The sequence below is a fragment of the Sphingobium limneticum genome (assembly GCF_008710155.1).
Classification (GTDB): domain Bacteria; phylum Pseudomonadota; class Alphaproteobacteria; order Sphingomonadales; family Sphingomonadaceae; genus Sphingobium; species Sphingobium limneticum.
The window spans coordinates 290,137-316,210 of sequence record NZ_VYPZ01000002.1; the positions used below are offsets into that span (position 1 = coordinate 290,137).

Consider the following 26,074-nt stretch of genomic DNA (forward strand, 5'->3'; position numbering starts at 1 on the left):
ATGCCGCAGGATTATTTCTTCGGGGAGGATGGCGAGACAGGCCAAGCTCCAGCCGATTTCGCCACCGGTCCCGCCACCGGTTTCCTCGACAACTTTCGAGAGGCATATCGATCCACCAGCATGGCTGGACGCACCGACAGCCGGGATCTCACATTGGCCGATGCCTACGAGCCGGTTATCGAAAGTCTCAATCAGGGCTTTCGCAAAGCTGGCGGCTGGACGCTGGTTTCCCCCGATCGCGACCGGATGTTCACCAACCCCTATCGCGGGGAGAGCAACAGTCCATGGGTCGTAGGGGACAGGGGCATCCCGGCACAGGAGCAACGGATCTGGGACGAGATCGGGCGCCGTCGCCGTTCCGACCCGAAGTTTCTCGCCGAGCTGGGTGCGGATCGTGCAGCTTTCATCCAGCAAATCAATGCGCGGGCGAAAGCGCAGCTGGAGCGAGAGGGCGACGTCGGCGACCGTGCCACGACAATGGGGACGATCGGCGGGTTCGCCGGCGCATTGTCTGGAGGCTTCTCCGACCCGGTCAACCTTGCGACGCTAGTGCTTGGCGGCGGGCCTTCGCGCTCAATCCTGAATACCGCCCTTCGCGAGGCGGGGATAAATGCCGCGACTGAAGCCGTGACGCTTCCCATCATAGCGCAGCGTCGGGAAGAGATCAGCGTACCCATGACCGCGAAGGAGGCCGCCATTTCGGTGACTGCCGCCGGCGTATTGGGCGGTGTGGTCGGGGGCAGCGTGGAAGGATTCCGGCGCCTTGGTAAGGAATTCCAGCCCGGCCGGGTACGCACCCTGTCCGATGAGGAGTTGCTGGCCGCCACCAAGGACATGCCCGATCCAGAAATTCAGGCTGCTCGTGACGTCGTCGCCGAAAATCTGGAGATCGATCGCCTCAACCCATTCGAAGATACGCCATCCGGGCAGGTCCGCCATCGTGAAGCGCTTGAGGCTGCCACGGCTCAAGCCCTTGATGACGGATTTACCGGCCGCGAGCCGCTCCCGCCTGTTACTCCTTCGGTGCAGGAGCGGCTCGCCACATTCTCAGAACCAGCCGGTCCCGGCCAGGCTGACCAAATCGCAGCTTTGACCCACGACATCCGCGCAGCGATGGCAGCGCCGCCGCCCGGGCTTCCAGCCGCCGCCGCTCCGCAGGCTGGCGCCGCGCCGGCGCAAGCGATCCCCCGCGACCGGCTCATCAACGCCGTGATAGGGCAGGAATCCCGTGGCAATCCCAACGCGGTCAGTCCCAAAGGCGCGCGCGGCCGGATGCAGGTCATGCCGGGCACAAATGCTGATCCCGGTTTCGGCGTCCGGCCAGCGGCCGATAGCAGCGAGGCAGAGCGTGCGCGCGTCGGCCGTGATTATCTCGACGCCATGATGACGCGCTATGACGGCAATGTCTCGATGGCACTCGCGGCCTACAACGCCGGACCAGGCCGCGTGGACCAGTGGATCAAAAAGATCGGCGACCCCCGCACGGGCGCTATTACCGATGCCGAATGGGCGCGGCGCATCCCGATCAAGGAAACTCGCGAATATGTGCCGAGCGTGCTGGAGCGCGCTGGCGTCGTGGCGGACGACATGCCGGCGATCGCCATCGAGGAAGCTGTGACCGACGGCCAGGCCGTGCCGGTCATGCGCCCGCTCCAGGAACTGTTCGCCGAGCATGACGCGGACGACGCATTTATTTCAGCCGTGGAAGCCTGCCTGCTATGAGCCTCGACAAATGCCTATCCACCCTCGCGGCAACCGGCGCGATCGATCCCGGCCGTGAAGAGCAGGCCCGCAAGATCTTCGAGGAGATCCGGGCCGCCATCGGCGACGAGCTGGGCGCCGACGAGGCAGCGGCTCAGGCCACGCATCGGGCGCTGGAGCGCATGAAGCGGGAGGCAGCGGAAAAGCGGAGGCAGACCCTCCTTCAGGCATCCCGCCAGCGTGAGATCATGGGCAATCTCCGTGGCTATCGCGACGCCAAGGGCCGGGAGGACTGGGCAGCCGCCGCGACTGCGCATTTCGATCGCGATGAAGCAGCCACCTTTTCCAACATGGAGGCCCGGCGCAAATCGATCCTCGGCCAAGCCCATGGCCGCATGACGGAGGTTCTCGCCACCTTCCGACGCGATCTCCTCGGCCGCGTCCGCAACGACGCTGAGATGGATGATCTGGCGCGCGCCTCGTTCGGGCAGAAGATCGACAATGCCAGCGCGCGCGAGCTGACCACGGCATGGACCGAGACGCATGAATATCTTCGCCAGCGGTTCAACCAGGCTGGGGGCCATATCCCGAAGCGCGCGGATTGGGGCCTGCCCCAGACCCATTACATGGTGGCGGTGCGCAAGGCAGGCTTCGACGAGTGGCGCGCCTTTGTGTTACCGCGGCTGGACCCATCGCGCATGTATGACGATCTGACCGGTCGACCGATGACGCCGGCGCAGGTGGAGCGGACGCTGCGGGAGGTGTTCGACACGATCTCGACGCAGGGATGGAACAGCGTCGAGCCGTCCGGCGTCCCCATCAACGGCAAGCTCGGCAATCGCCGAGCCGATCCGCGCTATCTCGCGTTCAAGGATGCCGACGCCTGGCTGGAGTATCAGGGGCGCTTCTCCAAAGGCACGCCGTTCGACGTGATGCTGGGTTACATCGATGGCATGGCTCGCGACATTGCAGCGCTGGAGGTACTCGGCCCCAACCCGAGCGCTACGATGCGCTGGATGGAGCAAATGATCACGAAGCAGGCGGCCGAAGCGGATGCCAAGACGGGCAAGGGCATGCGCAGTCAGCGAGCTCGATCGGCAGTCAAGCAGATGCGCGATATGTGGTCGCACCTGTCAGGCCGTTCAAATGCTCCAATCAACAGCAACTGGGGTAATGCACTCGCTGGCACTCGATCCATGCTGGTATCTGCGCAGTTGGGAAGCGCGTCCCTAACGGCGGTATCTGACCTTGCCTTTCAGCGCATGGCAGCGAAATTCAGCGGCTTGCCTATCACCGGGGTTCTCCGCAATTACGTCAAACTCTTCCGGCCTACCGTAACCGAAGATCAGAAACTGGCGGTGCGGCTGGGCCTGATCGCAGAAAACTGGTCGACGATCGCGTCGGCCCAGCAGCGCTACACCGATGAAGTGGCGGGCCCGGAGATCGCGCGACGGCTGTCCGACTTCACGATGCGGGCATCAATGCTTTCACCTTGGACGCAGGCAGGTCGATGGGCGTTCGGCATGGAGTTCATGGGCTTCATGGCTGATAACCGCGGGAATGGCTTCTCGGCATTGCCCCTGCCGCTTCGGAACACGCTGGGACGCTATGGCATTAGCGCAGAAGAATGGGACATCGTCCGCAAGACTCCCGTCTATTCTCACCAGCGAGCGACATTCCTGCGGCCCGACGACTTGGCCGGCCGCCGTGACATTCCGGAAGGCATAGCGAACGATCTCGCGACACGCCTGCTCGAAATGGTGCAAACCGAGACCGAGTTTGCCGTCCCCAGCGCAAGCGTGCGCGGCAAGGCACTGCTCTTTTCCGACGCGCCGCCCGGCACGTTCGTTGGCGAGTTGGTCCGTTCCGTTGCGCAATACAAGAATTTCGGGGTGACGATGATGTTCACCCATGGCCAGCGGGCGCTGATGCAAAAGGGAAGGATGGCCAAGGTCGGATACGCTGCGAACCTGTTCATCGGCGCGACCGCCATGGGCGCCCTCGCCTATCAGCTGAAGCAGATCGCCAAAGGCAAAGAGCCGATCGACATGACGGGCGAACATGCTGGCGAATTTTGGGGCGCCGCAATACTCCAGGGTGGCGGCCTTGGCATTTACGGCGATTTTCTCTTCTCCGACGTCAATCGCTATGATCGCGGGATGGCGGAAACACTGGCCGGTCCGACCGTCGCCGCGGCCAACGATATACGCAAGCTGACGATCGGCAATGCCATTGAGGGGACTTCCAATGCCTGGGAGGCGGCGCGCGGACGGCCGACGGAAGACACGAAGATCGGTAAAGAAGCCGTCCAGTTCGCGCGCAACTACACGCCCGGCGGTTCGCTTTGGTATGCGCGGCTGGCCTATGAACGCATCTTGCTCGACCAGCTCCAGAAGGAGTTGGACCCGGACTACCAAGAGCGATTCAGATCAATGGAAGCCCGCGCCCGGCGCGAGATGGATCAGGAATACTGGTGGCGGCCGGGAGAAGCGGCGCCGAACTGAACCGAAACAAGACGGGTACCAAAGCGGAACGCGTATGAATGGTTAACAATTCTCTACCTGCGCGGTGCGCAAGTGGGGAGAGGGCCACCTCTTAACCCCCTCGATTTGCCACCCAGGACGCCACCACAGTGACAAAATGGGACTCGATGGCGTCATGCCCCACTTCTTGGCGAATTGCGCCCTGCGAGCTTCTGAGGAGGATTTTTGCTTGTGCGCAATAACAAGTCGTTGCATAACGAATGCGGCCCAGAATCGCTCCAACGATTCCAGGCCGCTAACCGCGAGTGAACCGCGGTCGATTTTTGCTGAAAGCCGGTAGAAACTGACGTTCTACCGGGCAATTGTCAACCCGGTTCATCGCATTTGGTAGAAAGCCAATGCTATGAAACGCACTTCATCTCCTCCCATATCGCCTGAAATGGCGGCCCATATTAAGTTCCTGGTGCAAAGCCAGGGGCTTTATCAGCATCAGGTTGCCGCCCTCGTCGGCGTTAATCAGGGGCGGGTCTCCGAAATCATGCGGGGATACAGGTATCCCGACGTTCAGGCTGCCCAAGGCTCCTTTCCTTTCTGATGGGCAGCAACGACGGCGAATGGGTAATTGTGCAGTGTATAACGCTGCGCAATGGCAGCCGATTGTGTAAGCCGAAGGGACAGGCCTTTCGCTTTCGCGCCACTACCCCGCGCAAGCCGAAGCGCGACGAATAACCCTATCAACGAAAAAGTGGGCCGGTAACTCCGGCCCGCTTTCTTATGCGCGCGTCACCGTCACAATGCGGAGAGATCGCCAGCGTCCTTGACCATGCTCGCGACGATTTCCTCATTTGGCGCACCGCCATCCCCCCATAGGGCGAGAAATTTCAGGCGGAATTCTCGATCGTTTGACGGCCGGGTTTCTATCAGCACGCGAAAAACTGCGTGGTAAGCCTCTCCAAGGCGGCCTTCATCATCGCCGCCAGCCGCGTTGAGCGCCTCGTACGCTGCCATGAACTGCCGGCAGATAGACATGAAGGGTGTATCGCCCAACGTCGCCACCGAAATCTCCGACACGGCAGCGCCAGGCGCTTCGGCCGTGCGAAGTTTCCGCAGGTCACCCAAAATGACATCAAATTCAGCCTGGCCGAGCGTGGCGTCTTCCGCCTCGACCTGCAAAGAAAGGATTTTCCATTCGATTGCGTCAAGGTCAGGCGCCCGCATCCGGCGAAGGCGATACTCAGCATCGATCATTGCGTTACAAAGCTCATCCGAACGATCTCGTTCGTAGGCGTCTTTCGCGGCGGTGTAGGCCCCCATTGCTTCCTGCCAATTTGCTACATCGTTGATGTCTTTGACAGGTTGGCCGACATTCCAGATTCGCGTGAGATCGGTCAGCAATTCAGCATGGTCGACGTCGCATTCCTGCGATTGCAAGAATTCAACCTTCGCAACCAAGTCGCCGAGCGTAACGGCTGGAAATCTGATGACAGCATCCCAAGCCGGTTGATCGAGTTGCTCAAGCCGCTTCATCTCGGCGTCTATCGCTGGATCAAACGGCCCATCGTGACTGAATTCGAAGCGGTCTCGGATTTCCTGCTCTGCTGCGAACCTATGCCCGATTCCGCGCACCAGCTCACGACAACACAGACTAAAATCCTCTTCGTCGTCATATCCATGAAATACCATAGCCGCGCGCACATCGACCGGATTGCCAGTCGACATATGGCGCGTGCCAGACGCAGCCTTATAAGATAGTACGGTGGTGTAGTGCGGGATCTCATCGATCTGACGCTGCAATTCACGCTCCTCCGTCTGGCGCTGCTGTTGAGCTGCGTCCCACGCCGGATCGAAAATCTCTTCGCCATACGCTCTGCGCGCCGCGTCCGTCTGCCGCCATGTTTCCACGGCATCATCCCATGCCTGAGTCGGCGCCAGCCGGCGCTTTGGGACTATCAGCGATAGCGCGTCTGCTGCATCAAACTCATATGCCGGCTGGAATTGGCTGGGTTGCATCATCTGCATATCTGACTGTCCTTCTTCAATTTTGTGAGGCGCCGCGAGGCGGGTGCGCTCACTTGCCGGAGGACAGTCAACGAGCTGTGAAGGATTGGCGGTAATTTTCCAGTGGGGTATCGTGGCCTTAGCCATGACCGTCTCCTCATGACGATATTGGTCAGGCCGGGGCGGTCGTTGGTAGCTTCCGCCTCGGCTGTTCCATTATGGAACTGATCCAATTGGTATCAATTAACGATCTTGGCATCAACCCGATATTGATACTAAAAGGATCATATGTTGATGTCAGGAAGACAGTGCAGCGCCGCGCGCTCCCTCCTCGGCTGGTCGTCCGCCCAGCTCGCCGAAGCCGCCAAAGTCGGTCAGGCGACGGTCAAACGATTCGAGGCGGGTGACAGCGTGCGGGATACCAGCGTCGGCGCTATCAGGGCCGCGCTGGAGGAAGCGGGATTGATGTTCATTGCGGCTGGCGAGAGCGCTACAACCGGTGGCGAAGGTGTCCGTCGGCGGACTTAAAAACCGCTTTCCACCTCGCGACGGAATTCAGCCAGCTTTTCCTTGTAGCCTTCCGCAATTACTTCGGACGCATATCCCATGTCCGCTTCGGCCGCGTCTTGCATACAGCGAACATAGCGCGCCGCATCGGACTTGTAGCTTTCCCAGGCGAATCGATCGTTGCCATAGGGGCGTATCGGCTTGGAGCAGTTTTTAGACGGGTCATATTCGAGCCTGAAGAACAGCGTGGAGAACCCGCCCTTTGGCCCCATAAGTGGTGCCGCTGTCAGACCAGATCCGAAGGCAACACCTGCTGCCAGAATGACGGCGACGCTGATTTTCATGCCTGTTCCCCCAAAAGCATGGTGTCGCAATAGCACAGTTTCGCGCCGAAACAGGCGCAAACGGCGTGCTTATCCAGTGCTTATCCGAAAATCAGGCCGGGAGTTGGATCAGCCTAAAAATGGCTGAAAACCGTGGAGCGGGTAGCGGGGATCGAACCCGCATCACAAGCTTGGAAGGCTAGTGCTCTACCATTGAGCTATACCCGCCCGGCAGGAGAGCGCCCTGCCATTATCGGATGGCGCTCGTCAACCATGATTGCGCCATAAAGCGCAGATCGCCCCTTAACCCCCTGCAACATTTGTTCTACATCCCGGACATGAACAGTCCTTCCCTGCGCCAGTTGGATATATTCGCGCAGATGGTGGCGGTGGGGAGCGTGGCGCGCTGCGCCGCCGATCTGGGCGTCGGCGTCGAACAGGTCTTGCAGGATCTGGCGTCGCTGGAGATGCGACTGGGCTATCGATTGTTCGACAATCTGGATGGCATGGCGCGGCTGACGTCGGCAGGGCGCAAGACGGCGCAGGCGATGACGCTGCTGACGCAGGACGCACCCACGCCGGTGGAGGAAGCGCCGCCCGCCCCCGCCCCCGAGCCTGTGCCGGAAGCAGCGCCAGTCCAGCCCGTCGCGCCGGTGTTCGTCCCGCTCGTTTCGCCGACGCCGGCTGTCCCGGCCGGGCCACCGCGACAGGTCATTACGCTGGCCGCCCCGGCGCCGGTGTTCGGCCAGATTCAGGATGGCCTGACCGCGTTCGAGGCCGCGAACGAGGATATCGCCATCACGTTGGACCTGCATGTCCATACGGCGCAGGATGCCGCGAGCGCGCTGGCCAATGGGCGGGCGGACATCGCCTATTTCTATGCGCTGGAGGAACCGGGCGGTTTCGGTTCGCGCTATGGCTGGTCGGAGCAGTTGAACCTCTATGCCGGCAGCGACCATGCGTTGGCGCGCGCCGATAGCGTCAGCCGCGACGATCTGGCGCTGACACCGATGCTGGCGCTGGAGACGCGCAGCGGCATGCGCGACATTATCGAGGCAGCGCTGGCCAAGGGGCGGTTCCGCAACATGATGCCGCTGCTGGAAAGCGACAATATGTTCGAGATCATCGCCGCGCTGCGCGAGGGCGCGGGCTGTTTCGCGGCGTTCGGTCCGCTGGCGCGCGACATCGGGCGAATGAGCGGCGTGCAACGGCTGGCGCTCGACATGCCCCTGCCCTCGATCGAGATTCGCCAGGCGATCGCGCCGCGATCGACCGACAAGCCGGCGGTCGAGGCCTTGGCGGAATTTCTATTCCTCTGAAACATGACGAAGATTTAATGCCGCGCCGCAGCGAAAATACGGCAGGTTGAACTTGATATGATGTATCATCCTAGATACAGGGTCACATCAGACCAGAACCAAAAGGGTTGATCTTCATGTCCCGCTTTCCCCTGCTGCGCGCCGGCTGCGCATTGTCCGCGCTGTGCTTTGCCCTCCCCGCCCTTGCCGAGGAGGCCCCCGCCCCCGACCAGGCCTATCATGACGGTGCCAAGTCCGACATCGTCGTCACCGCGCTGATCCCCCGCCGGCAGGGCGACATTCTATCGGGCACGTCGGTGCTGACCGGCGACAAGCTGACTCGCGACCTGCGCCCCAGCATCGGCGAGACGCTGGCGCGCCAGCCGGGCGTGTCGTCCACCAGCTTTGGCCCCAACGCGTCGCGGCCGATCCTGCGCGGTTTCCAGGGGGAGCGCGTGCGCATCCTGACCGACGGCATCGGCAGCTTCGACGTATCCAACACATCGGTCGACCATGCCGTCGCGATCAACCCGCTGACCGCCGACCGGATCGAAGTGCTGCGTGGCCCTGCCGCCCTGCTGTACGGATCGTCGGCGATCGGCGGCGTGGTCAATGTGATCGACAGCCGCATTCCGCGCCGCGTGCCGGACGAGGCGATCCATGTCGATGGCATCGCCACCTATGGCAGCGCCGCCAATGAGCGCACGCTGAGCGGCGAGGTCGAAGCGCCGATCGCGGAGAATTTCGTCGTCCATGTCGATGGCAGCTGGACCAAGACCGACGACCTGCGCACCGGCGGCTATATATTGTCCAAGCCGATGCGGGCACTGGCCGCCCAGTCGGACGATGCGGAAATCCGCGAGGACGGTCAGTGGAAGGGCAAGCTGCCCAACACCGCGGCCGAAACATGGGAAGTGGCCGGCGGCTTCGCCTATGTCGGCACCGGTGGCAATCTGGGCGTGTCGGTGTCGCACAGCGAAAATCGCTATGGCGTGCCGTCGCGGATCGACGTGGCCGAAGATCATGATCACGACCATGATCATGACGAGGAGCCGGGGCACACCCATGAAGATGTGACATTGTCGATGAAGCAGACCCGCGCCGACCTGCGCGGCGAAGTGTCGACCGGCGGCGGCTTCCTCGATTCCATCCGCCTGCGCGCGGGCTTTGCCGATTATCAGCATCAGGAAATCGAACCGACCGGCGAAGTCGGCACGACGTTCAAGAACCAGTCGATGGAAAGCCGGCTGGAATTCGTGCAGGCCCGCCATGGCGGCTGGGACGGCGCGTTCGGCGCGCAATTCTTCACCCGCCGGTTCGAAGCGATCGGCGATGAAAAATTCCTGCCGCGCAACGAAACGAACCAGCTCGGCCTGTTCACGCTGCAATCGCTGGACCTTGGCAGCACGCGCATCGAAGCGGGCGGCCGGTTCGAGCATACCGACCTCAATTCCGTGGCCGACGCGGACCTGTTCGTCGGCGCCTATCGCCGCAGCTTCAACGCGCTGTCCGGATCGCTGGGCATCAGCCAGGAAGTGACGCCCGGCTGGCGCGCAGGCTTGAACCTGTCGCGCAGCGAGCGCGCACCGTCGGCCGAAGAATTGTTCGCGCGTGGCAATCATGCTGGCACGCAGGCGTTCGAACTGGGCGACCCGACCTTCGGCAAGGAAAAGAGCTGGGGTATCGAAGGCACGCTGCGCGGCAAGGGCGAGGGCTATAGCGTCAGCCTGTCGGCCTATCATAACTGGTTCAGCGGCTTCATCTACGATTCGATCGTGGACGACAGCGTGTGCCAGGCGGCCAATGGCGGCGCGGAACTGGAATTCCCCTGCTATGCCTATAGCCAGGCCGACGCCCGCTATTATGGTTTCGAGGCCGAAGGATCGGTAAAGCTGGCGCAGCTGGGCGGCTATGCCATCAATCTGGACGGCGTGGCCGACTATGTCCGTGCGACCATTAAGGGCAGCGGCCCGGCGCCCCGCATTCCCCCGCTGCGCCTGCTGAGCGGCATCGAGGCACAGGGCGACCGGATCAGCGCACGGGCCGAGGTGGAGCATGTGTTCGAACAGAACCGCATCGCCGCGACCGAAACGCCGACCGACGGCTTCACGCTGGTCAACGCATCGCTTTCCTTCAAGCCGTTCAAGGATAATGATCGCACGACGCTAATGCTGTCGGCGAACAATATCTTCGACGTGGAAGCCCGTCGCCACGCCAGCGTGTTGAAGGATTTCGCACCGCTCGCCGGCCGCGACATCCGCGTGACGGCGCGCTTTTCGCTGTAGAGCGTTCGTCGCCGCACGGCCTTACTTGTTCCCCGGCGCAGGCCGGGGAACATTGAAGCCCAACTCCGTCGGCCATCCCGACATGCGCGGTTTCCGCGACAGATCATTGCATTTTGTGACAATTTCGTTACAGGCGGTCCATGCGTCAGATCGCCGCCCTTCCCTATACGACCGATGCGAACGGCGCGATGCAGATCCTGCTGATCACATCGCGCGAGACGCGGCGATGGGTGATTCCCAAGGGGAACAGGATCAAGGGCATGGCCGGCCACCGCGCCGCCGAACTGGAAGCCTATGAAGAAGCAGGGATTCACGGCATCGCCTGTCCCGCGCCGCTCGGCCGCTATCGCTATGACAAGCGCAAGCGCAATGGCAACTCGCGCGAGGCGACGGTCGAGGTTTTTCCGCTTGCGGTCACCGGCCACCTGACGCAATGGCCCGAACAGGGTCAAAGGGAGCTGCGCTGGTTCCCCGTGGCCGACGCTGCAAAGGCGGTGGACGAACCGGATTTGCAGTCGATCATCGCGGCCTTCCGCGAACCGCCGGCCAATCCCGGCTGGTTCCTGCGCCTGTTGCTGGCGATCCGCGAAAAGCAAAGTGAAAGGACTGGAATGCTGCGCTGGTTTCATGCGTTGATGCCCAAGCAGGGGCGCTTCTTCGAGCAGTTCGAGGATCACGCCGCCACTTTGGTCGTCGGCGCGGATGCGCTGGCCAAGCTGCTCAAGGGCGGCCCGGACATGGCCGAGCATATCAAGGAAATATCCGACCGCGAGCATGAGGCGGACGATATAATCCGCGACGTGTTGCAGGACGTCCGCCGCATCTTCGTCACCCCGTTCGACCGCAGTGCCATCACCGGCCTGATCGGCGTCATGGACGACGCGATCGACCAGATGAACCAAACGGCCAAGGCGATCGCGCTATACGAGGTCAAGGAATTCGCGCCGCAGATGCAGGATATGAGCGCGCTGATCGTGGAATGCGCGCGCATCACCGCCGAGGCGATGCCGCTGCTGCGGTCGCTGAACCTGAACGCGACCCGGTTGCACGACCTGACCGAACGGCTGGTCAAGCTGGAGGGGCATGCCGATATCCTGCACGAGGCGGGCCTGAAGGCGCTGTACGAACAGGCGCGGGCCGGCAATCCGATGGACTTCATCGTCGGCAACGAGATTTACAGCCATCTGGAAAAGGTCACCGACCGGTTCGAAGATGTCGCCAACGAGATTTCCGGCCTGGTCATCGACCACGCCTGATGGGCTTTGCCCTTACCCGTTCGCCCTGAGTAGGGACTGAGCGAAGTCGAAGTCCCATATCGAAGGGTCGCGCATCGCTCCGATCCTTCCATACGCCGCTTCGACTTCGCTCAGCGGCTACTCAGGACGAACGGAATATTGAAGGACAGATGTCAATCCCATGGACCCCATCGCCCTCCCCCTGCTGATCGCGTTGATCGGTGTCGCCTTGCTGTTCGATTTCCTGAACGGCCTGCATGACGCCGCCAATTCGATCGCGACCATCGTGTCGACCCGCGTGTTGAAACCGCAATATGCGGTCGCCTGGGCCGCCTTCTTCAACTTTATCGCCTTCCTCTTCTTCGGCCTGCATGTGGCCGAAACGGTGGGCAAGGGCATCGTCGACGCCAGCATCATCGACCCGCAGGTCATTTTCGGTGCGCTGATGGGCGCCATAGCCTGGAACCTCATCACCTGGGGGTTGGGCATCCCGTCCTCCTCCAGCCATGCGCTGATCGGCGGCCTGCTGGGCGCGGGCACGGCCAAGGCCGGGCTGGGCGCGGTCGTGTGGAGCGGGGTGTTCAAGACCAGCGCGGCGATCGTCATTTCCCCCGCCGTCGGCCTGTTCCTGGCGCTGATGCTGGTGCTGATCATCAGCTGGATCTTCCGCAAGTTCACGCCGCAGGGTGCGGACCGGGTGTTCCGCAAGCTGCAACTCGTCTCCGCATCGCTCTATTCGCTGGGCCATGGCGGCAATGACGCGCAGAAGACGATGGGCATCATCGCCGTATTGCTCTATTCGCAGGGCATGTTGACCGGCGGCTTCCATGTGCCGCTGTGGGTGGTGCTGAGCTGTCAGGCGGCAATGGGTCTGGGCACATTGCTGGGCGGATGGAAGATCGTCCATACGATGGGATCGAAGATCACCCGGCTGACCCCGGCGCAGGGTTTCTGCGCAGAAACCGGCGGGGCCATCACCCTGTTCATGGCGACCCATCTGGGCATTCCCGTGTCCACCACCCACACCATCACCGGCGCCATCGTCGGCGTGGGCGCTTCGCGGCGGCTGTCGGCAGTGCGGTGGAACGTGGCGTCGAGCATCATCGTAGCCTGGGTCGTGACCCTGCCTGCGTCGGCGGCGATCGGTGCGCTCTTCTATTGGCTGACGCGACTGTTCTGAGGGAGCAAGCAGCCTGTTCCCCGGCGCAGGCCGGGGAACAGCAATATCAGGCCACCCGGCCGAGGCGGTGGTAGAGATTGGCATATTTGATCGATTCCGGCTGATCCTGCACTTCCTTGAGATAGTGCGCGATGGCCGTGCGGATCAGGCCGAAATCCTGCTGGGAGAAGACGGCGCGCGAACGGCTCGGCTCGCGGGTCTGGTCGATCGTGTCGGTGGTCATGTCTTGGTCCTTCGCGGCTGTGCCCGTTCGGGCTGATGAACACCGAGATAGACAGGTAATTAGCGTGCGGTAAGGCCTATGAGTGGCCGCAAGTCATGATCTTATTTGGTCATTTTGTCATTCTATGACATTATGACCTTATGGCAGAACTGACCGATCGCAAACTCTATCTGGGACCGAAGCTGCGCGTCTTGCGCCGCGAACTGGGCCTTAACCAGACGCAGATGGCCGAGGAACTGGGCGTATCACCCAGCTACCTCAATCATCTGGAGCGCAACCAGCGCCCCTTGACGGCGCAGATGCTGCTGCGGCTGGCCAATACCTATGACATCGACATTCGCGATTTCACGGCGCAGACGCAGGAGGGCGGCCCCGGCGAACTGAGCGAAATCCTGTCCGATGCACTGGTGCGCGACATCGGCATCGCGCGCGACGAAGTGCTGGAGGTGGCGGAAAATTATCCCGGCGTTAGCGAGGCGATTGCCCGATTCTATCGTGCATTGAGCGACTTGCGCCGGCTACCGGGTGAGGCAGCGGATCGCAGCGGCCCCGCGCCGCTGGTCGCGCCGATCGACTGGCTGCGTGAGACGATATCGCGGGCGGGCAATTATTTTGCGGAGATTGATGCGGGGGCGGAGGCTATCGCCGCCGATCTGCCGGACGATCCTGCCTTGTTGCAAGCAGAGTTGCGCGCCCGGCTGAAGGAGCGGCACGGCATGAGCGTGCAGGTGGTGCGCGGCGATGTGCTGGCCGGGACGCTGCGCCATTATGACATGCACCGGCGGCGGCTGTTGCTGAGCGAGCGATTGCCGCCATCCGGGCGGTTGTTCGCCATCGCCTATCATCTATGCGCGCAGGAACTGGCCGACGCCATCGCCGCGCAGATCGCCCGCGTCGCGCCGCCCGATGAGGATAGTCGCAGGCTCGCGGTCATGGCGCTGACCAACTATGCCGCCGCCGCGCTGATCATGCCCTATGACCGATTCCGGCAGGCGACGGAGCAGAGCCGGCACGACCTGCCATTGCTGCGCGACCGGTTCGGCGTATCGACCGAGCAACTGGCGCATCGGCTGACCAGCCTCAATCGTACCGGCGCGCGCGGCATCCCCTTCTTCATGGCGCGGATCGACCGGGCGGGAATCGTTTCCAAGCGCTTCGATGGCGAAGCCTGGCCCTTTGCGCGGTTCGGCGGCACCTGCCCGCGCTGGGACGCGCATGGTACGCAGGATGCCGACCGGGTCGTGCCGCAACTGATCGAGACGCTGGACGGGAAGCGGTTTCTGACGCTGGCGATCGGCCTTCCGCAGGGTGCCGCGCGCGGGCGGGGCGTGATCGCGCTGGGATGCGAGGCGAAACATGGCGGGCGGATCGTCCATGCGGACGGGATCGACCTGGACAAGGGTGACGCCACCGAGGTTGGGCCGACCTGTCATTTGTGCGAGCGCCGGGACTGTCCGGATCGCGCCTTGCCACCCGTCACGCGCGCGCTGGACCTGCACAGTTATGAACGGACGATCGCGCCCTTTCCGTTCCGGCGGGTTTAGCGGCGGATGAGCCTGTGGCTGGTAGCAAGACGCCACAAGGCTGATCCATATAAAGCGTTCCCCGGCGTAGGCCGGGGGCCAGTCTCACGGTCAGAACTGGGCCTCGGCCTGCGCCGGGGAACCAATAAAGGAAGGTTCGTCGGGGTTCAGGCCGCCTTGGCCACCCAGTCGCGCTTGAGGTGGCGGGCAAGGAAGTCGAGGCAGGAACGGACCTTGGCCATTTCCCCCTGCCCCGGCACATAAAGCGCCACGATGGAGGAGGCCGGCAGGGCGATTTCGGGCAGCAGCGGCTGGAGCCGGCCGGTATCCAGATCGTCCGCCACTTCCCAGAGCGATTTGATGACGATACCGGCACCATCCAGCGCCCAGGCGCGCGCCATTTCGCCGTCATTGGTGCTGAGCGTTACGCGCGGACTATTACCGCTCCCCACGACCGAGCGCCAGATGTCCTGCTGCGCTTCGCCCACGACGATATTGTCGTGGAGCGCAAGGTCGGCGATGCTGGTCGGCCGGCCGCGACGGGCGAGATAGTCCGGCGAAGCGCAGAAAAGACGGGGATTGTCGGTCAGCCGCTTCATCGTCAGCATACTGTCAGGCGGCGGATCGAAGCAGATGGCGATGTCATGCCCCGTCTCGACGATATTGGTCGCCTGTTCGGCGGTTTCGAGATGGATGGCGACGTCGGGATGCAGCGTCGCATATTCGCGAAATAGCGGCGCAAGGCGCATGCGCGCGGCGTTGATGGTCGTCACCACCCGCAGCAGGCCGGTCGCTTCGGTCGCGCGGCGCATGACGTCGGTTTCGACATCATCGATGGCGCTCAATGCCCGGCCCGCCTTGTCATAAAGCAACGAGCCTTCTTCCGTCAGCGACAGGTGGCGGCTGTTGCGGCGGATCAGCATGACCCCCAGCCGCGCCTCCAGTTGCGACAGGCGGCGACTGGTTGCCGCGAGCGACAGACCGAGGCGACGCGCCGCTTCGGACAGAGTGCCCGATTCGGCAATCTTCACGAAGGATTCGATTTCGGCAAAGCGATCGGGCATCCGTCCAAGCTAGGCACTCGATGCTGCAACGCAATAGATCGGCTGTTGCGATACGGTATGGTTTCGTTGCTGCGTCTCTCCAGACCGACGTTTTTGTAAGCTTTTCTTGCCGGATCTCACAAGACGCAACCCAGCCTTGCGTCTGACGCATGGCGTTGACGGCGGCTTTTGCGCCGCATCATTTTCATAGGCGAGCCCCCAATTTCACCACGGAGTTTTCGCCCATGCCGATGCTGAGCGCCCGCCGCGCCAAGGTCGATCCGCCGATCGCCTGGAACGATATCGAAGCCCTGCCCATCTATGCCGCGATGGCGCTGTGCCTGATCTGCCTGGGTCTGGCGCTGATGGATTCCACCCCCACCATCCACGCCACCATGTTGAAACTGGTGGGCATCGTCGGCGGCCTGGCACTGCGCCATGCCTGGTTGAAACTGGACGATGAGGGCGGCGACGCCCTTTAAGAGACATATTATATGATCGTCGGACGGTCCCCCCGTATCCGCCAGAGCTTCCAGAAGGCATGGAGCGCGCTGATCGCGCTGTTCTTCTGGGATCTGGCCGTCACCATCTTTTATTATATCTCGCCCTTCAAGGCGCCGGCGCTGCCGCTGACCATCTTCGGCACCGCGTTGGCGCTGGTACTGGGTTTCCGCGTCAACAGCGCTTATTCACGCTGGTGGGAGGGCCGCATATTATGGGGCGCGATGGTCAATGTGTCGCGCAGTTTCAGCCGCGCGGTGCTGGCCTATCTGCCCGACACGCCCGATGCGCGCGCCATGGGCGTGACGCTGGTGAAGCGCCATATCGCCTATGTCCATGCGCTGCGTTGCCAGTTGCGACGGGAAGACCCGGCGCCCGATATGCAGCGCGTGCTGGGCGAGGATGGAGCGCTGCCTGAGCTGGAGCGGCGCAATCCCGCCAATGGCGTGCTGGACGGGTCCGACCGGCGGTTGATGGAAGCGGTGCATCATGGCTGGATCGACACCATCCAGCAGACGCGGATCGAAGGCATGCTGGTCGATATGTCCAACGCGCAGGGCGGCATGGAGCGGATCAAGAACACGCCGCTGCCCGCGCAATATCGCGCCTTCCCCAAATATTTCACCCGGCTGTTCTGCATATTGCTGCCGATCGGACTGGTCGAAACGCTGGGCATGGCGACGCCTGTGGGGTCGGCGGTGGCGGGTTTCATGTTCCTGGCGGTCTTGCAGATTGGCGACGATCTGGTCGATCCGTTCGGCAATGACGTCCACGACCTGCCGCTGACGAGCATCACCACCACGATCGAGGGCGACCTCAATCAGGCGATCGGCCTGCCCGCCCCGCCGCCCTTGCAACCGGTCGATGGGGTGCTCTGGTAAGAGCGAACGATAGGAGGGAAAAGAAAAGCGCGGTCCGAAGGGAGCGCGCTTTTTTCTTATTTCTTTTTGCCGAAGTCCACGGTCACGACATTGGAGCCATCTTCGCTCGTCACCTGCGGGCCGTCATTTTCGGCCTCTTCATGCAGTTCGGGCAATTCGTCTGCGGCCACTTGGAACTGAAGGGCGAAATTGACCGCCGGATCGACGAAGGCGGTAATCGCCGAAAAGGGAATGGTCAGCTGGGCCGCGACCTGATTGAAGGTCAGGCTCACCTGGAACAGATCGCTCTGAACCTTCAGATCCCAATATTTATTCTGAAGGACGATGGTCATTTCGTCCGGGAAGCGTTCCACCAGATGCTTGGGGATATCGACGCCCGGCGCACTCGTCTTGAAGGTGATGTAGAAATGATGCGCGCCCGGCAGGCCGCCGGACTGCTGCACTTCGCCCAGCACGCGGCCGACGACTGCGCGCAGGGCCTCCTGCACGATTTCGTCATAGGGAATCAGGCTATCGGGCAGGTCTTCACTCATGCGCCAATGTCCTAACGGCACGAAACCGACGGTCAACCCCGTCCTGACAGATTGCATGAATGGCGACAGGCGCTATAGGGCGGCCATGCGCACGGCCGAGATTCACCGCAACACGGCGGAAACCCAGATCGACGTCACCGTCAACCTCGACGGGACTGGCCTCTATACGGTGTCGACGGGCATCGGCTTTTTCGATCATATGATCGAACAGCTGTCGCGCCATTCGCTGATCGACATGGATGTGAAGACGGTCGGCGACCTGCATGTGGACCAGCATCACACGACCGAGGATACCGCGATCGCCATCGGCGAAGCGGTGGCCAAGGCGCTGGCCGACAAGCGCGGCATCAGTCGCTACGGCAGCGTCTATTCGCCGATGGACGAGACGTTGAGCCGCGTGGCGCTCGATATTTCGGGCCGCCCCTGGCTGGTGTGCAAACTGCCCTTCACCGTCACCAAGATCGGCGAATGGGATACGGAGATGGTGGAGCATTTCTTCCACAGCTTCGCGCAGGCGGCCGGCATCACGCTGCATATCGAGCTGCTCTACGGCAGCAACAATCACCATATCGTCGAAAGCGCGTTCAAGGGCCTAGCCCGCGCGCTGCGGCAGGCGGTGGAGATCGACCCGCGCAAGGCGGATGCGATCCCGTCGACCAAGGGCATCCTGTAAATCTTACCGAAGGGTCATTCCATGTTCGTCATCGCGCTCACCTATACCGCTTCGATCGAAGTGCTGGACGGGCATCTGGCGGATCATCGGGCGTGGCTGGACCAGGGGATTGCCGATGGCTGGCTGTTGCTGGCCGGGCGGCGCGAACCGCGTACCGGCGGCATATTGCTGGCGCGGGGCGAGCGGGCCGAGGTCGAGCGGCTGGCCGCGACCGACCCCTTCGTGCTGAACGGCGCCGCCACGGTCGAGGTGATCGAATTCCATCCGGTGCGCGCGACCGCCGGCGTTAGCCTGGACAGCCTGCTGGCATGACCATCGCCCTGATCGACTATGGCGCGGGCAATCTCCATTCGGTGCATAATGCCCTGCGCAAGGCGGGCGCGGATAATGTCGTCATCACCGCCGATGCCGATCTGGTGCGACGAGCCGACCGGATCGTGCTGCCGGGCGTGGGCGCCTTTCGCGCCTGCCGCGACGCATTGGTGGCGATCCCCGGCATGGTCGATGCCATGAACGAAGCGGTGAACGGGCGCGGCATCCCCTTTCTGGGCGTATGCGTGGGCATGCAATTGCTGGCCGATGCGGGCGAGGAATTCGGCCGGCATGAAGGGTTGTGCTGGATTCCCGGCACGGTGCGGCTGGTAGAGCCGACCGATCCCACCGTGAAGGTGCCGCATATGGGCTGGAACGATGTCGTGCTGAACGGCGCGCCGCCGCTGATCGAGGCGGGCGAGGCCTATTTCCTGCACAGCTATCATTATGAGGCCGCCGATCCGGCCCATGTCGCCGCGGTGACCGACCATGGCGGGCCGCTGGTCGCCGCGGTCGCGCGCGACACCATCATCGGCTGCCAATTCCACCCGGAAAAGAGCCAGCGCTACGGCCTGTCCTTCCTGTCCCGTTTCCTGGGCTGGAAACCGTGAAATAATGTAACCTCCGTTCGGTTCGAGCGTGTCGAGAACCATCATGCAACAGGTTCTCGACACGCTCGAACCGAACGGATTTTTGGAAATCGGATTATGTCCCTGATCGTCTTTCCCGCCATCGACCTTAAAGGCGGCCAGGTCGTCCGCCTTGCCGAAGGCGATATGGATCGCGCCACCGTCTATGGCGACAATCCCGCCGCCCAGGCGCTATTGTTCGCGGAAAGCGGCGCGCAGCATCTGCATGTCGTCGATCTGGATGGCAGCTTTGCGGGCCATGCGGTCAATGCCGACGCGGTCGAGGCGATCGTCGAGGCCTTCCCCGGCCATGTGCAGCTGGGCGGCGGCATCCGTAACCGCGAAGCGGTGGAGCGCTGGTTCGACCTTGGCGTATCGCGTATCGTAATCGGCACGGCGGCACTGAAAGACCCGGCCTTCGTCAAGGCGGCAGCGCGCGACTTTCCCGGGGGCATCGTCGTCGCGGTCGATGCGCGCGACGGCTTCGTCGCAACCGACGGCTGGGCGGAAAAGAGCGACATGCCGGTCATCGACCTGGCCCGCCGGTTCGAGGATGCAGGCGTCGCCAGCCTGCTCTTCACCGATGTGGGGCGCGACGGGCTGCTGAAAGGCGTGAATATCGACGCGACCGTCGACCTTGCCCGGGCCACCGACATGCCGGTGATCGCCAGCGGCGGCGTGGCAGGGATCGCGGACATCCGCATATTGAGCCTGCATGCTGACGACGGGATCGAAGGCGTCATCACCGGCCGCGCGCTCTATGACGGGCGGCTGGACCTGAAGACCGCGCTGGCCGTGGCGCAGGCGGCGGCTTGATCGAAATCTCACAACCTCCGTTCGTTTCGAGCGAAGTCGAGAAACAGGAAACACGGCTATAGCCGCTTCTCGACTACGCTCGAAGCGAACGGAAACTGGAAGTTAATCCCATGACCGTCCGCACCCGTGTCATCCCCTGCCTCGACGTCGCCAATGGGCGCGTGGTCAAGGGCGTCAATTTCGTCGACTTGAAGGATGCCGGCGATCCGGTGGAGCAGGCCAAGCTCTATGATGCGGCGGGGGCGGACGAACTTTGCTTCCTCGACATCACCGCCACTCATGAGGCGCGCGGCACGATATTGGACGTGGTGCGCCGCACCGCCGAAGTCTGCTTCATGCCTGTGACCGTCGGCGGCGGAGTCCGCACGCCCGAAGATGCGCGCGCGTTGCTGCTTGCGGGTGCGGACAAAGTCGCGGTGAACAGCGCGGCGGTCGCCCGGCCCGAACTGGTTGCGGATATTGCCGACCGTTTCGGCGCACAGTGCATCGTCGGATCGGTCGATGCCCGGCGCGTAGGCGACAATCGCTGGGAAATCTTCACCCATGGCGGGCGCAAGCCGACCGGCATCGACGCGCTGGAACATGCGCTGCGTCTGGCGGAACTGGGGGCTGGCGAATTGCTGGTCACGTCGATGGACGGGGACGGCACACGCCAAGGCTATGATCTGGTGCTGACCCGCGCCATCGCCGATGCAGTATCGGTGCCGGTGATCGCCAGCGGGGGTGTCGGGACGCTCGACCATCTGGTCGAAGGGGTGGTCGAGGGCCATGCCAGCGCGGTGCTGGCCGCCTCCATATTTCACTTCGGTCAACACACTATTGCTGAGGCGCATCAAGCTTTGGCGGCCGCCAATATCCCGGTGCGTAGCCATTGAGGCCTAACATGATCTGAACATGTCGGGTTAATTGACATTAACCCTGTTTCCCCGCCGATCGCCTCATCGGACAATCGCGAAAAAGCGTCTTTTCGGGGATTTGGCATGCAACCTGCGAAGTTGAGGACGGGTCGTTTCAGAACGATGCGTTCTTTTCGAAACAGGGGTTACAATTATGAAAATCAGCAAACTTCTTCTCGTCGCTGGCTCTGCCAGCCTGATGGGCCTGGCGACGCCGGCGCCCGCCAACGCCACCTTCTGGTGCTGGTTCGGCAAGTGCGGTGGTTCGTCCAGCGGCGGAAATAGCAGCACGGGTGGCAACAGCAGCACCGGCGGCAACAGCTCGTCGGGCGGCACGCCGACCCCGGTGCCCGAGCCGGAACAGATGGCGCTGTTCGGCATGGGCGCGGCTGTTCTGGCTGGTCGCATGTTCTTCGCGGGCCGCAAGCGCAAATAATCGATTGACGGGTCGCGCGCACGGCGCTTCATGCGCTTCCATGCGCGCGACCCTTCACACTCTCGAACAGACCATCCGCCAACGGCGGAGTGCCGACCCGTCGACATCCTATGTCGCCAAGCTGGCCGCCAGAGGCCGCGCCAAGATTGCGCAGAAGGTCGGCGAGGAAGCTGTCGAGACGGTGATCGCCGCCATGGCGGAAGATCGCGCCGAAATTGTCGGCGAAAGCGCCGACCTCATCTTTCACCTGATGATGTTGCTGGCCGACATGGACGTGCCGTTCGACGCCGTTCTGGACGAGCTGGACCGACGCGAAGGCGTGTCGGGCATCGCCGAAAAGGCCGCGCGTCCCAAGGACTGAATGGTCCGGCAGGGACATATATCATCCCACCTGCGTTGATGTGGCAATCGTCACGGCAACAAGGGGGTGGCATATGGTTCGCACATTGATCGGGGGGCTGCTGGGCGGCCTTGCCATGTTCATTACAGGCTTTATCTTCTGGGGGACGCCGTTATCGGCGCTGGCGCTGAGCCGCGTCGGCGATCAGGCGAGCGCCAATTTGCAGGCGGCGATGGCACAAGCGCTCAGCCCGACCGGCACCGGCGTCTATGTGATCCCCGATCCGGCGACCGCGCAGGGTACCATTCTCTACGGTCGCGGCCCGGTCGCGCAGGTCTTCTATAATGAGGGCGGTTTTCCGGTGATGGATAGCGGCGCGCTGATCGGCGGGCTGATCCTGTCGCTGGTCGTGGGCGTCATCATTGCCCTGGCCCTGCGGTTTGCCCTGAGCGATTTCGCCAGCCGGGCGCGCGTCACGATCCTGTTCGCGCTGGCGGCCGTGTTGTGGCTGCATATCGGCCAGGCCGTGTTCAACCATGCCCCCTGGGGCTATATCATCTATCTGGCCTTTAGCGATTTCGTGGCGTTGGCCGTAGCGGGCCTGATCGCCGCCAAGCTGATGAACAGCAAAGCGGACACGGGCATGGCGACGGCGGACGCGGGCACTCTGCATTAATATCGCGCCGTGATGAGGCTGGCTCATATGCGGCGTTCACTGGCGCAAGCCGGGTTCACTTCACAATGTCGGACTGGACCCCGGCCTGCGCCGGGTAACATGAGGCCATAAGTTCAAATTTCCTGCGCCATCCGGATCATGCAGGCTGCATGGCGGTGGGCGACGGCCATGCGGTCTTCGCCATAGCCGCCGCCCATGGTGCTGGCGACCGGGATGCCCCGCGCCTGCGCCTGTCGCATGACATAGCGGTCGCGCGCGTCCAGCCCGGCATCGGTCAGTGCCAGTCGGCCCAGCCGATCCTGCCCATGCGGATCGACGCCCGCCTGATAGAGGATGAGGTTGGGTGCGAAATCGGCCAGCACGCGCGGTAGCGTGTCGGCCAATATCGCCAGATAGGCGTCGTCGCCAGTGCCATCCTCCAACCCGATATCGAGCGTCGAGCGCGCCTTGCGCACCGGGAAATTCTTTTCCGCATGGATCGAAAGCGTGAATATGTCGCCACGCCCAGCCAGCAGCGACGCGGTGCCATCCCCCTGATGCACGTCGAGGTCGAGGATCAGGATGCGTGCGGCCTCTCCCTCCGCGATCAGGCGGTTGGCGGCGATGGCGAGGTCGTTGAAGACGCAGTAGCCAGCGCCCGTATCGGCCAGTGCATGATGGCTGCCGCCCGCCGCATTGGCGGCATAGCCATGGATCATGGCCAATTTCGCCGCCAACCATGTGCCGCCCGGCGACAACAGAGATCGGCGCATGACCCGCTCCGTCACCGGAAAGCCGATCCGGCGCGCTTTTTCCGGCGGGACGGTCAGGGTCAGCACTTCGTCGACATAGGCCGGATCATGGACCGCATCGATCCAGATGCGGTCCATGGGTTCGGGTTCAACTAGCTGGAACGGCACGGCGGTTTCACGCAACGCGTCCATCACCAATCCATATTTGTCGAAACGAAATCGGCTGCCCGGTGTTGCAGGGGAGACATAGGCGGGATGGTGAACAACGTGCAGCATGATCTTTTCCCGCTATCGCGATTTGAACCGTGGCGGCTTTGCGCTATCTGGTCCAGCATGAACCGTCCCAAGATGATCCGTTTCCCGCTGCTGGCAATTGCCGGCTTCACCGCACTGCCGATCGCCGCGCAGACGCCGCCGCCTGTCGTGGCGCCGACTTTGCCGGTGCCGACGGTGCAGTCCATCCCCGCGCCCCCGCCGCCGGTGCCGATTCCGGCCTTGTCGCCGACGCAGGAAGCCTGGGCCAATGACTGGCTGAAGAGCGGCGCGGCGCAGGGGCTGATGGCCCGGCAGAAGGCCAGCGGCGCGCTGAAGGGCGATGCTCTGGTCAATGCCTTGCTCGATCGGGCCAAGGCGCTGAGCACCGGGCGCGTGGATACGGCCGACTTCCTCAATATCTGGGCGCTTCGCCCCGCCGCCTTCGATCCGCGTCCGGGCCTGGCCAAGGCGGTGGGCGAGGATCGACTGGCGCAATGGTCCGCCGGGCTGACGCCGCCCTGGGCAGGCTATGACACGCTGCGCAAGGGCCTCGCCAAATATGAGGCGATCCGGGACAAGGGCGGCTGGCCGACGCTGACCGCAGGTACGTCTCCCGATGTGGTGCGCGCGCGCATCGCGCTGGAAGACCCCGCCGTCACGCAGGACGAGAAGCTGGTCGATGTGATCCAGCGCGCCCAGCGCCGCTATGGCCTCGAACCCACCGGTTCGCTCGGCGCGCGTACGCTGGAAGCGCTCAATGTCGGCGTGGACGATCGGATCGCCGCGATCATGGCCAATATGGAGCGCTGGCGCTGGATGCCGCGCAGCCTGCCGGTCAATCGCGTGCAGGTGAACATCGCCGCCGCCGTGCTGACCGTGTTCGAGGGCGACCAGCCGGTCAGTTCGATGCGCGCCGTCACAGGCAGCCCGGACAATCAGACGCCGATGCTGACGTCCAGCATCCATTCGATCGTCGTCAATCCGCCATGGAACGTGCCGATGTCGATCGCCAAGCGGGAGCTGTTCCCCAAGGGCCGCGCGACTTTGGCCAAGCAGGGTTACAAGATCGTCAAGACGCCCGAAGGCGGCGAGCGGATCGTGCAGCCGGCGGGGCCGGGCAGCGCGCTCGGCCGGTTGAAGTTCGACTTCAACAATCCCTTTGCCGTGTATCTGCACGATACCCCGTCGCGCGGGAAATTTTCCAGCTATGATCGGCTGGCCAGCCATGGCTGCATCCGCCTGGAAAAGCCCGTCGCGCTGGCCGAGCAGATGGTCGCGGCCGACCCGAACCTGAACGGCCAGATCCAGACGTTGATCGACGAAGGCAAGACGCAGCGCGTGTCGCTGCCCAGCCAGGTCGCGGTCTATCTGCTCTACTGGACCGCCTTTGCCGGCAATAATGGCACGGTCAGTTTCCGCGCCGACCCCTATGGCTGGGACAAGCTGCTCGCGCAGAAGATCGAGGCATCGAGCCGCCGCGTCGATCCCACCGCCGCCCCCTCTCCCGCTATCGCATCGAAGGACTGACCCATGCGCAAAATCGCCCTTTTCGCCCTTGCCGGCGCCCTGACCCTGGCCGCTTGCGGCAAAAAGGAAGAGCCGGCGCCCGACGCCACCAACAATCTTGTCGAACCGCCGGTCGAAAATGTGATCGTCGAGGAACCGGAAGCGCCGCTGCCCGAAGTGCAGAACAATGCCGCCGCGACTCCGGCCGCCGCGCCGCCCAAAGTATCGGAACATCAGCAGATTCTGGATGACGCCGAAGCCAGCGGGATGACCGCGCGCCTGCCCGAAGGCGGCGAACAGAGCCAGCCTGCGGACGAAGCGAGCAAGACGGGCGAGTGATACCCCGCGCCCCGGTCTTGGACCGGGGCGTCGCCTTTGCTATATTGCGGTCATGGATCGCCGCAATTTTACGAAGTTCGCTTTAAGCGGACTCGCCTTTTCGTTTCTGTCGGACAGCATGGGCCGTGCCGCGCTTCCCGTGACAGGCCCTGAACCCGTGACACCGGCTTCGGTTCCCACGGTGCCGGCCACGCCGCGCGCGGTTGCGCAGCAGCCATATGCCGCGCTGCTGGAGCGCGCCAGGGCGGCGCTGGACAATCATGCCCATCATTTCGAATTGCGCGATCGGCTGGCGATCGTCGATTTCGACGCGCCGTCGAAGAATCCGCGCATGCATATCGTCGATCTGATCGGCGGGCAGACCAGCAGCTATCTGGTGTCCCATGGCCGCGGGTCCGACCCGGCCCATTCGGGCTGGCTGCACAGCTTTTCCAACGAGTTCAACTCGCTGGCCAGTTCGTCCGGCGCGTTTAAGACGGGCGACATGTATTTCGGCCAGCATGGCCGCTCCATGCGTCTGCTCGGCCTGGACGCGCAGAACAGCAATGCCGAATCTCGCGCGATCGTGGTCCATGGCGCAGATTATGTGAGCGAGGACCATGTCGCCGCCTGGGGCAAATGCGGGCGATCGGAAGGCTGCTTTGCCGTCGCGCCGCATATCGTGCCGCAGGTACTGGGCCTGCTGGGGCCGGGGCGGATGCTCTATGCCGACAAGATTGGCAATGGCTGAATAGCTGGACCGGCTGGTCCA

General features: G+C 63.0%; 28 protein-coding genes and 1 tRNA gene. 22 read left to right on the top strand and 7 right to left on the bottom strand.

The annotated features are described in order from the left end of the window. The 3 genes from F4U94_RS03945 (at position 1) to F4U94_RS03955 (ending at position 4,779) form a co-directional block, all read left to right on the top strand. The gene (locus F4U94_RS03945; RefSeq protein WP_170271901.1) at positions 1 to 1,722 is read left to right on the top strand and encodes a lytic transglycosylase domain-containing protein; all 1,722 of its coding nucleotides are present in this window, start codon (positions 1 to 3) and stop codon (positions 1,720 to 1,722) included. Then, positions 1,719 to 4,205 carry a hypothetical protein gene (locus tag F4U94_RS03950; RefSeq protein ID WP_120251810.1) on the top strand — a complete coding sequence of 829 codons (2,487 nt, stop codon included), beginning with the start codon at positions 1,719 to 1,721 and terminating at the stop codon, positions 4,203 to 4,205. The genes F4U94_RS03945 and F4U94_RS03950 overlap by 4 nt, the downstream gene beginning before the upstream one ends. Positions 4,206 to 4,623: 418 nt before the next feature. Then, positions 4,624 to 4,779, top strand: a complete 156-nt coding sequence (locus F4U94_RS03955; RefSeq protein ID WP_170271902.1) for a helix-turn-helix domain-containing protein — start codon at positions 4,624 to 4,626, stop codon at positions 4,777 to 4,779. Positions 4,780 to 4,973: 194 nt separating this feature from the next. On the opposite strand, the gene F4U94_RS03960 is transcribed toward F4U94_RS03955, so the two are convergent. Then, entirely contained in the window at positions 4,974 to 6,329 is a 1,356-nt protein-coding gene (locus F4U94_RS03960) for a hypothetical protein (protein WP_145986253.1), read from the bottom strand. Positions 6,330 to 6,476: 147 nt separating this feature from the next. On the opposite strand from F4U94_RS03960, the gene F4U94_RS03965 reads away from it, so the two are divergent. Continuing rightward, a complete protein-coding gene (locus tag F4U94_RS03965) occupies positions 6,477 to 6,710 on the top strand; it encodes a helix-turn-helix domain-containing protein (protein WP_197716413.1) in 234 nt (77 codons plus the stop codon). Here the strand turns inward: F4U94_RS03965 and F4U94_RS03970 are convergent. Together F4U94_RS03970 and F4U94_RS03975 are read right to left on the bottom strand one after the other, a co-directional pair. Then, complete coding sequence (locus F4U94_RS03970) at positions 6,707 to 7,033, bottom strand: hypothetical protein (protein WP_120251806.1); 327 nt, start codon at positions 7,031 to 7,033, stop codon at positions 6,707 to 6,709. The two genes, F4U94_RS03965 and F4U94_RS03970, sit on opposite strands and share 4 nt — an antisense overlap. 133 nt (positions 7,034 to 7,166) lie before the next feature. Further along, positions 7,167 to 7,240, bottom strand: a tRNA-Gly gene (locus F4U94_RS03975). 110 nt (positions 7,241 to 7,350) lie between these two features. On the opposite strand from F4U94_RS03975, the gene F4U94_RS03980 reads away from it, so the two are divergent. From F4U94_RS03980 to F4U94_RS03995, 4 genes are all read left to right on the top strand, one after another. Next, entirely contained in the window at positions 7,351 to 8,331 is a 981-nt protein-coding gene (locus F4U94_RS03980) for a LysR family transcriptional regulator (RefSeq protein ID WP_120252310.1), read from the top strand. A gap of 116 nt (positions 8,332 to 8,447) precedes the next feature. Continuing rightward, positions 8,448 to 10,595 (top strand): TonB-dependent receptor, encoded by a 2,148-nt coding sequence (locus tag F4U94_RS03985; protein ID WP_120252309.1) that lies wholly within the window; start codon positions 8,448 to 8,450, stop codon positions 10,593 to 10,595. 140 nt (positions 10,596 to 10,735) lie between these two features. Next, positions 10,736 to 11,851, top strand: a complete 1,116-nt coding sequence (locus F4U94_RS03990) for a DUF47 family protein (RefSeq protein WP_120251759.1) — start codon at positions 10,736 to 10,738, stop codon at positions 11,849 to 11,851. Positions 11,852 to 12,011: 160 nt separating this feature from the next. Beyond that, positions 12,012 to 13,010 carry an inorganic phosphate transporter gene (locus F4U94_RS03995; protein WP_120251758.1) on the top strand — a complete coding sequence of 333 codons (999 nt, stop codon included), beginning with the start codon at positions 12,012 to 12,014 and terminating at the stop codon, positions 13,008 to 13,010. A 46-nt stretch (positions 13,011 to 13,056) separates the two neighbouring features. Here F4U94_RS03995 and F4U94_RS24285 read toward each other — a convergent pair whose 3' ends face one another. Next, positions 13,057 to 13,233, bottom strand: a complete 177-nt coding sequence (locus F4U94_RS24285; RefSeq protein ID WP_170267472.1) for a hypothetical protein — start codon at positions 13,231 to 13,233, stop codon at positions 13,057 to 13,059. Positions 13,234 to 13,373: 140 nt separating this feature from the next. Between F4U94_RS24285 and F4U94_RS04000 the strand changes: the two genes are divergently transcribed. After that, the gene (locus tag F4U94_RS04000; protein WP_120251757.1) at positions 13,374 to 14,777 is read left to right on the top strand and encodes a helix-turn-helix domain-containing protein; all 1,404 of its coding nucleotides are present in this window, start codon (positions 13,374 to 13,376) and stop codon (positions 14,775 to 14,777) included. 146 nt (positions 14,778 to 14,923) lie between these two features. Here F4U94_RS04000 and F4U94_RS04005 read toward each other — a convergent pair whose 3' ends face one another. Further along, positions 14,924 to 15,820 (bottom strand): LysR family transcriptional regulator, encoded by an 897-nt coding sequence (locus F4U94_RS04005; RefSeq protein ID WP_120251756.1) that lies wholly within the window; start codon positions 15,818 to 15,820, stop codon positions 14,924 to 14,926. 224 nt (positions 15,821 to 16,044) lie between these two features. Here F4U94_RS04005 and F4U94_RS04010 point away from each other — a divergent pair, with 224 nt between their 5' ends. Both F4U94_RS04010 and F4U94_RS04015 read left to right on the top strand, forming a co-directional pair. Continuing rightward, complete coding sequence (locus F4U94_RS04010; protein WP_120252308.1) at positions 16,045 to 16,281, top strand: hypothetical protein; 237 nt, start codon at positions 16,045 to 16,047, stop codon at positions 16,279 to 16,281. Positions 16,282 to 16,293: 12 nt separating this feature from the next. Next, positions 16,294 to 17,181 (top strand): bestrophin family protein, encoded by an 888-nt coding sequence (locus tag F4U94_RS04015; RefSeq protein WP_120251755.1) that lies wholly within the window; start codon positions 16,294 to 16,296, stop codon positions 17,179 to 17,181. Between the two features lie 56 nt (positions 17,182 to 17,237). Here the strand turns inward: F4U94_RS04015 and F4U94_RS04020 are convergent, their stop codons facing one another. Then, complete coding sequence (locus F4U94_RS04020; protein ID WP_120251754.1) at positions 17,238 to 17,714, bottom strand: SspB family protein; 477 nt, start codon at positions 17,712 to 17,714, stop codon at positions 17,238 to 17,240. 85 nt (positions 17,715 to 17,799) lie between these two features. Here F4U94_RS04020 and hisB point away from each other — a divergent pair, with 85 nt between their 5' ends. The 8 genes from hisB to F4U94_RS04060 all read left to right on the top strand — a co-directional run bounded on the left by hisB (position 17,800) and on the right by F4U94_RS04060 (position 22,492). Further along, the gene (gene hisB, locus F4U94_RS04025; RefSeq protein ID WP_093018637.1) at positions 17,800 to 18,387 is read left to right on the top strand and encodes an imidazoleglycerol-phosphate dehydratase HisB; all 588 of its coding nucleotides are present in this window, start codon (positions 17,800 to 17,802) and stop codon (positions 18,385 to 18,387) included. A gap of 21 nt (positions 18,388 to 18,408) precedes the next feature. Then, positions 18,409 to 18,699, top strand: coding sequence for a YciI family protein (locus F4U94_RS04030; protein ID WP_120251753.1), 291 nt, complete (start codon positions 18,409 to 18,411; stop codon positions 18,697 to 18,699). After that, positions 18,696 to 19,310, top strand: coding sequence for an imidazole glycerol phosphate synthase subunit HisH (gene hisH / locus F4U94_RS04035; protein WP_120251752.1), 615 nt, complete (start codon positions 18,696 to 18,698; stop codon positions 19,308 to 19,310). Before F4U94_RS04030 ends, hisH begins: the two co-directional genes overlap by 4 nt. A gap of 96 nt (positions 19,311 to 19,406) precedes the next feature. Then, positions 19,407 to 20,144: a 1-(5-phosphoribosyl)-5-[(5-phosphoribosylamino)methylideneamino]imidazole-4-carboxamide isomerase gene (gene hisA, locus F4U94_RS04040; RefSeq protein ID WP_120251751.1), complete on the top strand. Its 738-nt coding sequence runs from the start codon at positions 19,407 to 19,409 to the stop codon at positions 20,142 to 20,144. 110 nt (positions 20,145 to 20,254) lie between these two features. Further along, positions 20,255 to 21,019 (top strand): imidazole glycerol phosphate synthase subunit HisF, encoded by a 765-nt coding sequence (gene hisF / locus F4U94_RS04045; RefSeq protein WP_120251750.1) that lies wholly within the window; start codon positions 20,255 to 20,257, stop codon positions 21,017 to 21,019. Positions 21,020 to 21,194: 175 nt separating this feature from the next. Beyond that, on the top strand, positions 21,195 to 21,476 hold the full coding sequence (locus F4U94_RS04050) for a PEP-CTERM sorting domain-containing protein (protein WP_120251749.1): 282 nt from the start codon (positions 21,195 to 21,197) through the stop codon (positions 21,474 to 21,476). A gap of 40 nt (positions 21,477 to 21,516) precedes the next feature. Continuing rightward, positions 21,517 to 21,837 carry a phosphoribosyl-ATP diphosphatase gene (locus F4U94_RS04055; RefSeq protein WP_120251748.1) on the top strand — a complete coding sequence of 107 codons (321 nt, stop codon included), beginning with the start codon at positions 21,517 to 21,519 and terminating at the stop codon, positions 21,835 to 21,837. A 73-nt stretch (positions 21,838 to 21,910) separates the two neighbouring features. Then, positions 21,911 to 22,492, top strand: a complete 582-nt coding sequence (locus F4U94_RS04060; RefSeq protein ID WP_120251747.1) for a hypothetical protein — start codon at positions 21,911 to 21,913, stop codon at positions 22,490 to 22,492. A gap of 113 nt (positions 22,493 to 22,605) precedes the next feature. Here F4U94_RS04060 and F4U94_RS04065 read toward each other — a convergent pair whose 3' ends face one another. Next, positions 22,606 to 23,499 (bottom strand): histone deacetylase family protein, encoded by an 894-nt coding sequence (locus F4U94_RS04065; RefSeq protein WP_150411842.1) that lies wholly within the window; start codon positions 23,497 to 23,499, stop codon positions 22,606 to 22,608. 57 nt (positions 23,500 to 23,556) lie between these two features. Between F4U94_RS04065 and F4U94_RS04070 the strand changes: the two genes are divergently transcribed. From F4U94_RS04070 to F4U94_RS04080, 3 genes are read left to right on the top strand one after another with little or no spacing between them, the layout of a single operon-like run. After that, positions 23,557 to 25,005 (top strand): L,D-transpeptidase family protein, encoded by a 1,449-nt coding sequence (locus F4U94_RS04070; RefSeq protein ID WP_427772267.1) that lies wholly within the window; start codon positions 23,557 to 23,559, stop codon positions 25,003 to 25,005. 3 nt (positions 25,006 to 25,008) lie between these two features. Next, a complete protein-coding gene (locus F4U94_RS04075) occupies positions 25,009 to 25,323 on the top strand; it encodes a hypothetical protein (protein ID WP_120251745.1) in 315 nt (104 codons plus the stop codon). Between the two features lie 52 nt (positions 25,324 to 25,375). Next, a complete protein-coding gene (locus F4U94_RS04080) occupies positions 25,376 to 26,053 on the top strand; it encodes a murein L,D-transpeptidase catalytic domain family protein (RefSeq protein WP_120251744.1) in 678 nt (225 codons plus the stop codon). Positions 26,054 to 26,074: the final 21 nt, after the last annotated feature.

Bases quoted from the DNA above. Each gene is read 5' to 3' on its own strand.
- F4U94_RS03960 (WP_145986253.1), bottom strand. From the start codon at position 6,329: ATGGCTAAGGCCACGATACCCCACTGGAAAATTACCGCCAATCCTTCA.
- F4U94_RS04020 (WP_120251754.1), bottom strand. From the start codon at position 17,714: ATGAGTGAAGACCTGCCCGATAGCCTGATTCCCTATGACGAAATCGTG.
- F4U94_RS04060 (WP_120251747.1), top strand. From the start codon at position 21,911: ATGGTTCGCACATTGATCGGGGGGCTGCTGGGCGGCCTTGCCATGTTC.
- F4U94_RS04075 (WP_120251745.1), top strand. From the start codon at position 25,009: ATGCGCAAAATCGCCCTTTTCGCCCTTGCCGGCGCCCTGACCCTGGCC.
- F4U94_RS03965 (WP_197716413.1), top strand. From the start codon at position 6,477: ATGTCAGGAAGACAGTGCAGCGCCGCGCGCTCCCTCCTCGGCTGGTCG.
- F4U94_RS03970 (WP_120251806.1), bottom strand. From the start codon at position 7,033: ATGAAAATCAGCGTCGCCGTCATTCTGGCAGCAGGTGTTGCCTTCGGA.
- F4U94_RS04010 (WP_120252308.1), top strand. From the start codon at position 16,045: ATGCCGATGCTGAGCGCCCGCCGCGCCAAGGTCGATCCGCCGATCGCC.
- hisF (WP_120251750.1), top strand. From the start codon at position 20,255: ATGACCGTCCGCACCCGTGTCATCCCCTGCCTCGACGTCGCCAATGGG.
- F4U94_RS04080 (WP_120251744.1), top strand. From the start codon at position 25,376: ATGGATCGCCGCAATTTTACGAAGTTCGCTTTAAGCGGACTCGCCTTT.
- F4U94_RS03980 (WP_120252310.1), top strand. From the start codon at position 7,351: ATGAACAGTCCTTCCCTGCGCCAGTTGGATATATTCGCGCAGATGGTG.
- F4U94_RS03995 (WP_120251758.1), top strand. From the start codon at position 12,012: ATGGACCCCATCGCCCTCCCCCTGCTGATCGCGTTGATCGGTGTCGCC.
- hisH (WP_120251752.1), top strand. From the start codon at position 18,696: ATGACCATCGCCCTGATCGACTATGGCGCGGGCAATCTCCATTCGGTG.
- F4U94_RS03950 (WP_120251810.1), top strand. From the start codon at position 1,719: ATGAGCCTCGACAAATGCCTATCCACCCTCGCGGCAACCGGCGCGATC.
- hisB (WP_093018637.1), top strand. From the start codon at position 17,800: ATGCGCACGGCCGAGATTCACCGCAACACGGCGGAAACCCAGATCGAC.
- F4U94_RS04005 (WP_120251756.1), bottom strand. From the start codon at position 15,820: ATGCCCGATCGCTTTGCCGAAATCGAATCCTTCGTGAAGATTGCCGAA.
- F4U94_RS03945 (WP_170271901.1), top strand. From the start codon at position 1: ATGCCGCAGGATTATTTCTTCGGGGAGGATGGCGAGACAGGCCAAGCT.
- F4U94_RS03985 (WP_120252309.1), top strand. From the start codon at position 8,448: ATGTCCCGCTTTCCCCTGCTGCGCGCCGGCTGCGCATTGTCCGCGCTG.
- F4U94_RS03990 (WP_120251759.1), top strand. From the start codon at position 10,736: ATGCGTCAGATCGCCGCCCTTCCCTATACGACCGATGCGAACGGCGCG.
- F4U94_RS04070 (WP_427772267.1), top strand. From the start codon at position 23,557: ATGAACCGTCCCAAGATGATCCGTTTCCCGCTGCTGGCAATTGCCGGC.
- hisA (WP_120251751.1), top strand. From the start codon at position 19,407: ATGTCCCTGATCGTCTTTCCCGCCATCGACCTTAAAGGCGGCCAGGTC.
- F4U94_RS04000 (WP_120251757.1), top strand. From the start codon at position 13,374: ATGGCAGAACTGACCGATCGCAAACTCTATCTGGGACCGAAGCTGCGC.
- F4U94_RS04065 (WP_150411842.1), bottom strand. From the start codon at position 23,499: ATGCTGCACGTTGTTCACCATCCCGCCTATGTCTCCCCTGCAACACCG.
- F4U94_RS03955 (WP_170271902.1), top strand. From the start codon at position 4,624: ATGGCGGCCCATATTAAGTTCCTGGTGCAAAGCCAGGGGCTTTATCAG.
- F4U94_RS24285 (WP_170267472.1), bottom strand. From the start codon at position 13,233: ATGACCACCGACACGATCGACCAGACCCGCGAGCCGAGCCGTTCGCGC.
- F4U94_RS04030 (WP_120251753.1), top strand. From the start codon at position 18,409: ATGTTCGTCATCGCGCTCACCTATACCGCTTCGATCGAAGTGCTGGAC.
- F4U94_RS04050 (WP_120251749.1), top strand. From the start codon at position 21,195: ATGAAAATCAGCAAACTTCTTCTCGTCGCTGGCTCTGCCAGCCTGATG.
- F4U94_RS04055 (WP_120251748.1), top strand. From the start codon at position 21,517: ATGCGCGCGACCCTTCACACTCTCGAACAGACCATCCGCCAACGGCGG.
- F4U94_RS04015 (WP_120251755.1), top strand. From the start codon at position 16,294: ATGATCGTCGGACGGTCCCCCCGTATCCGCCAGAGCTTCCAGAAGGCA.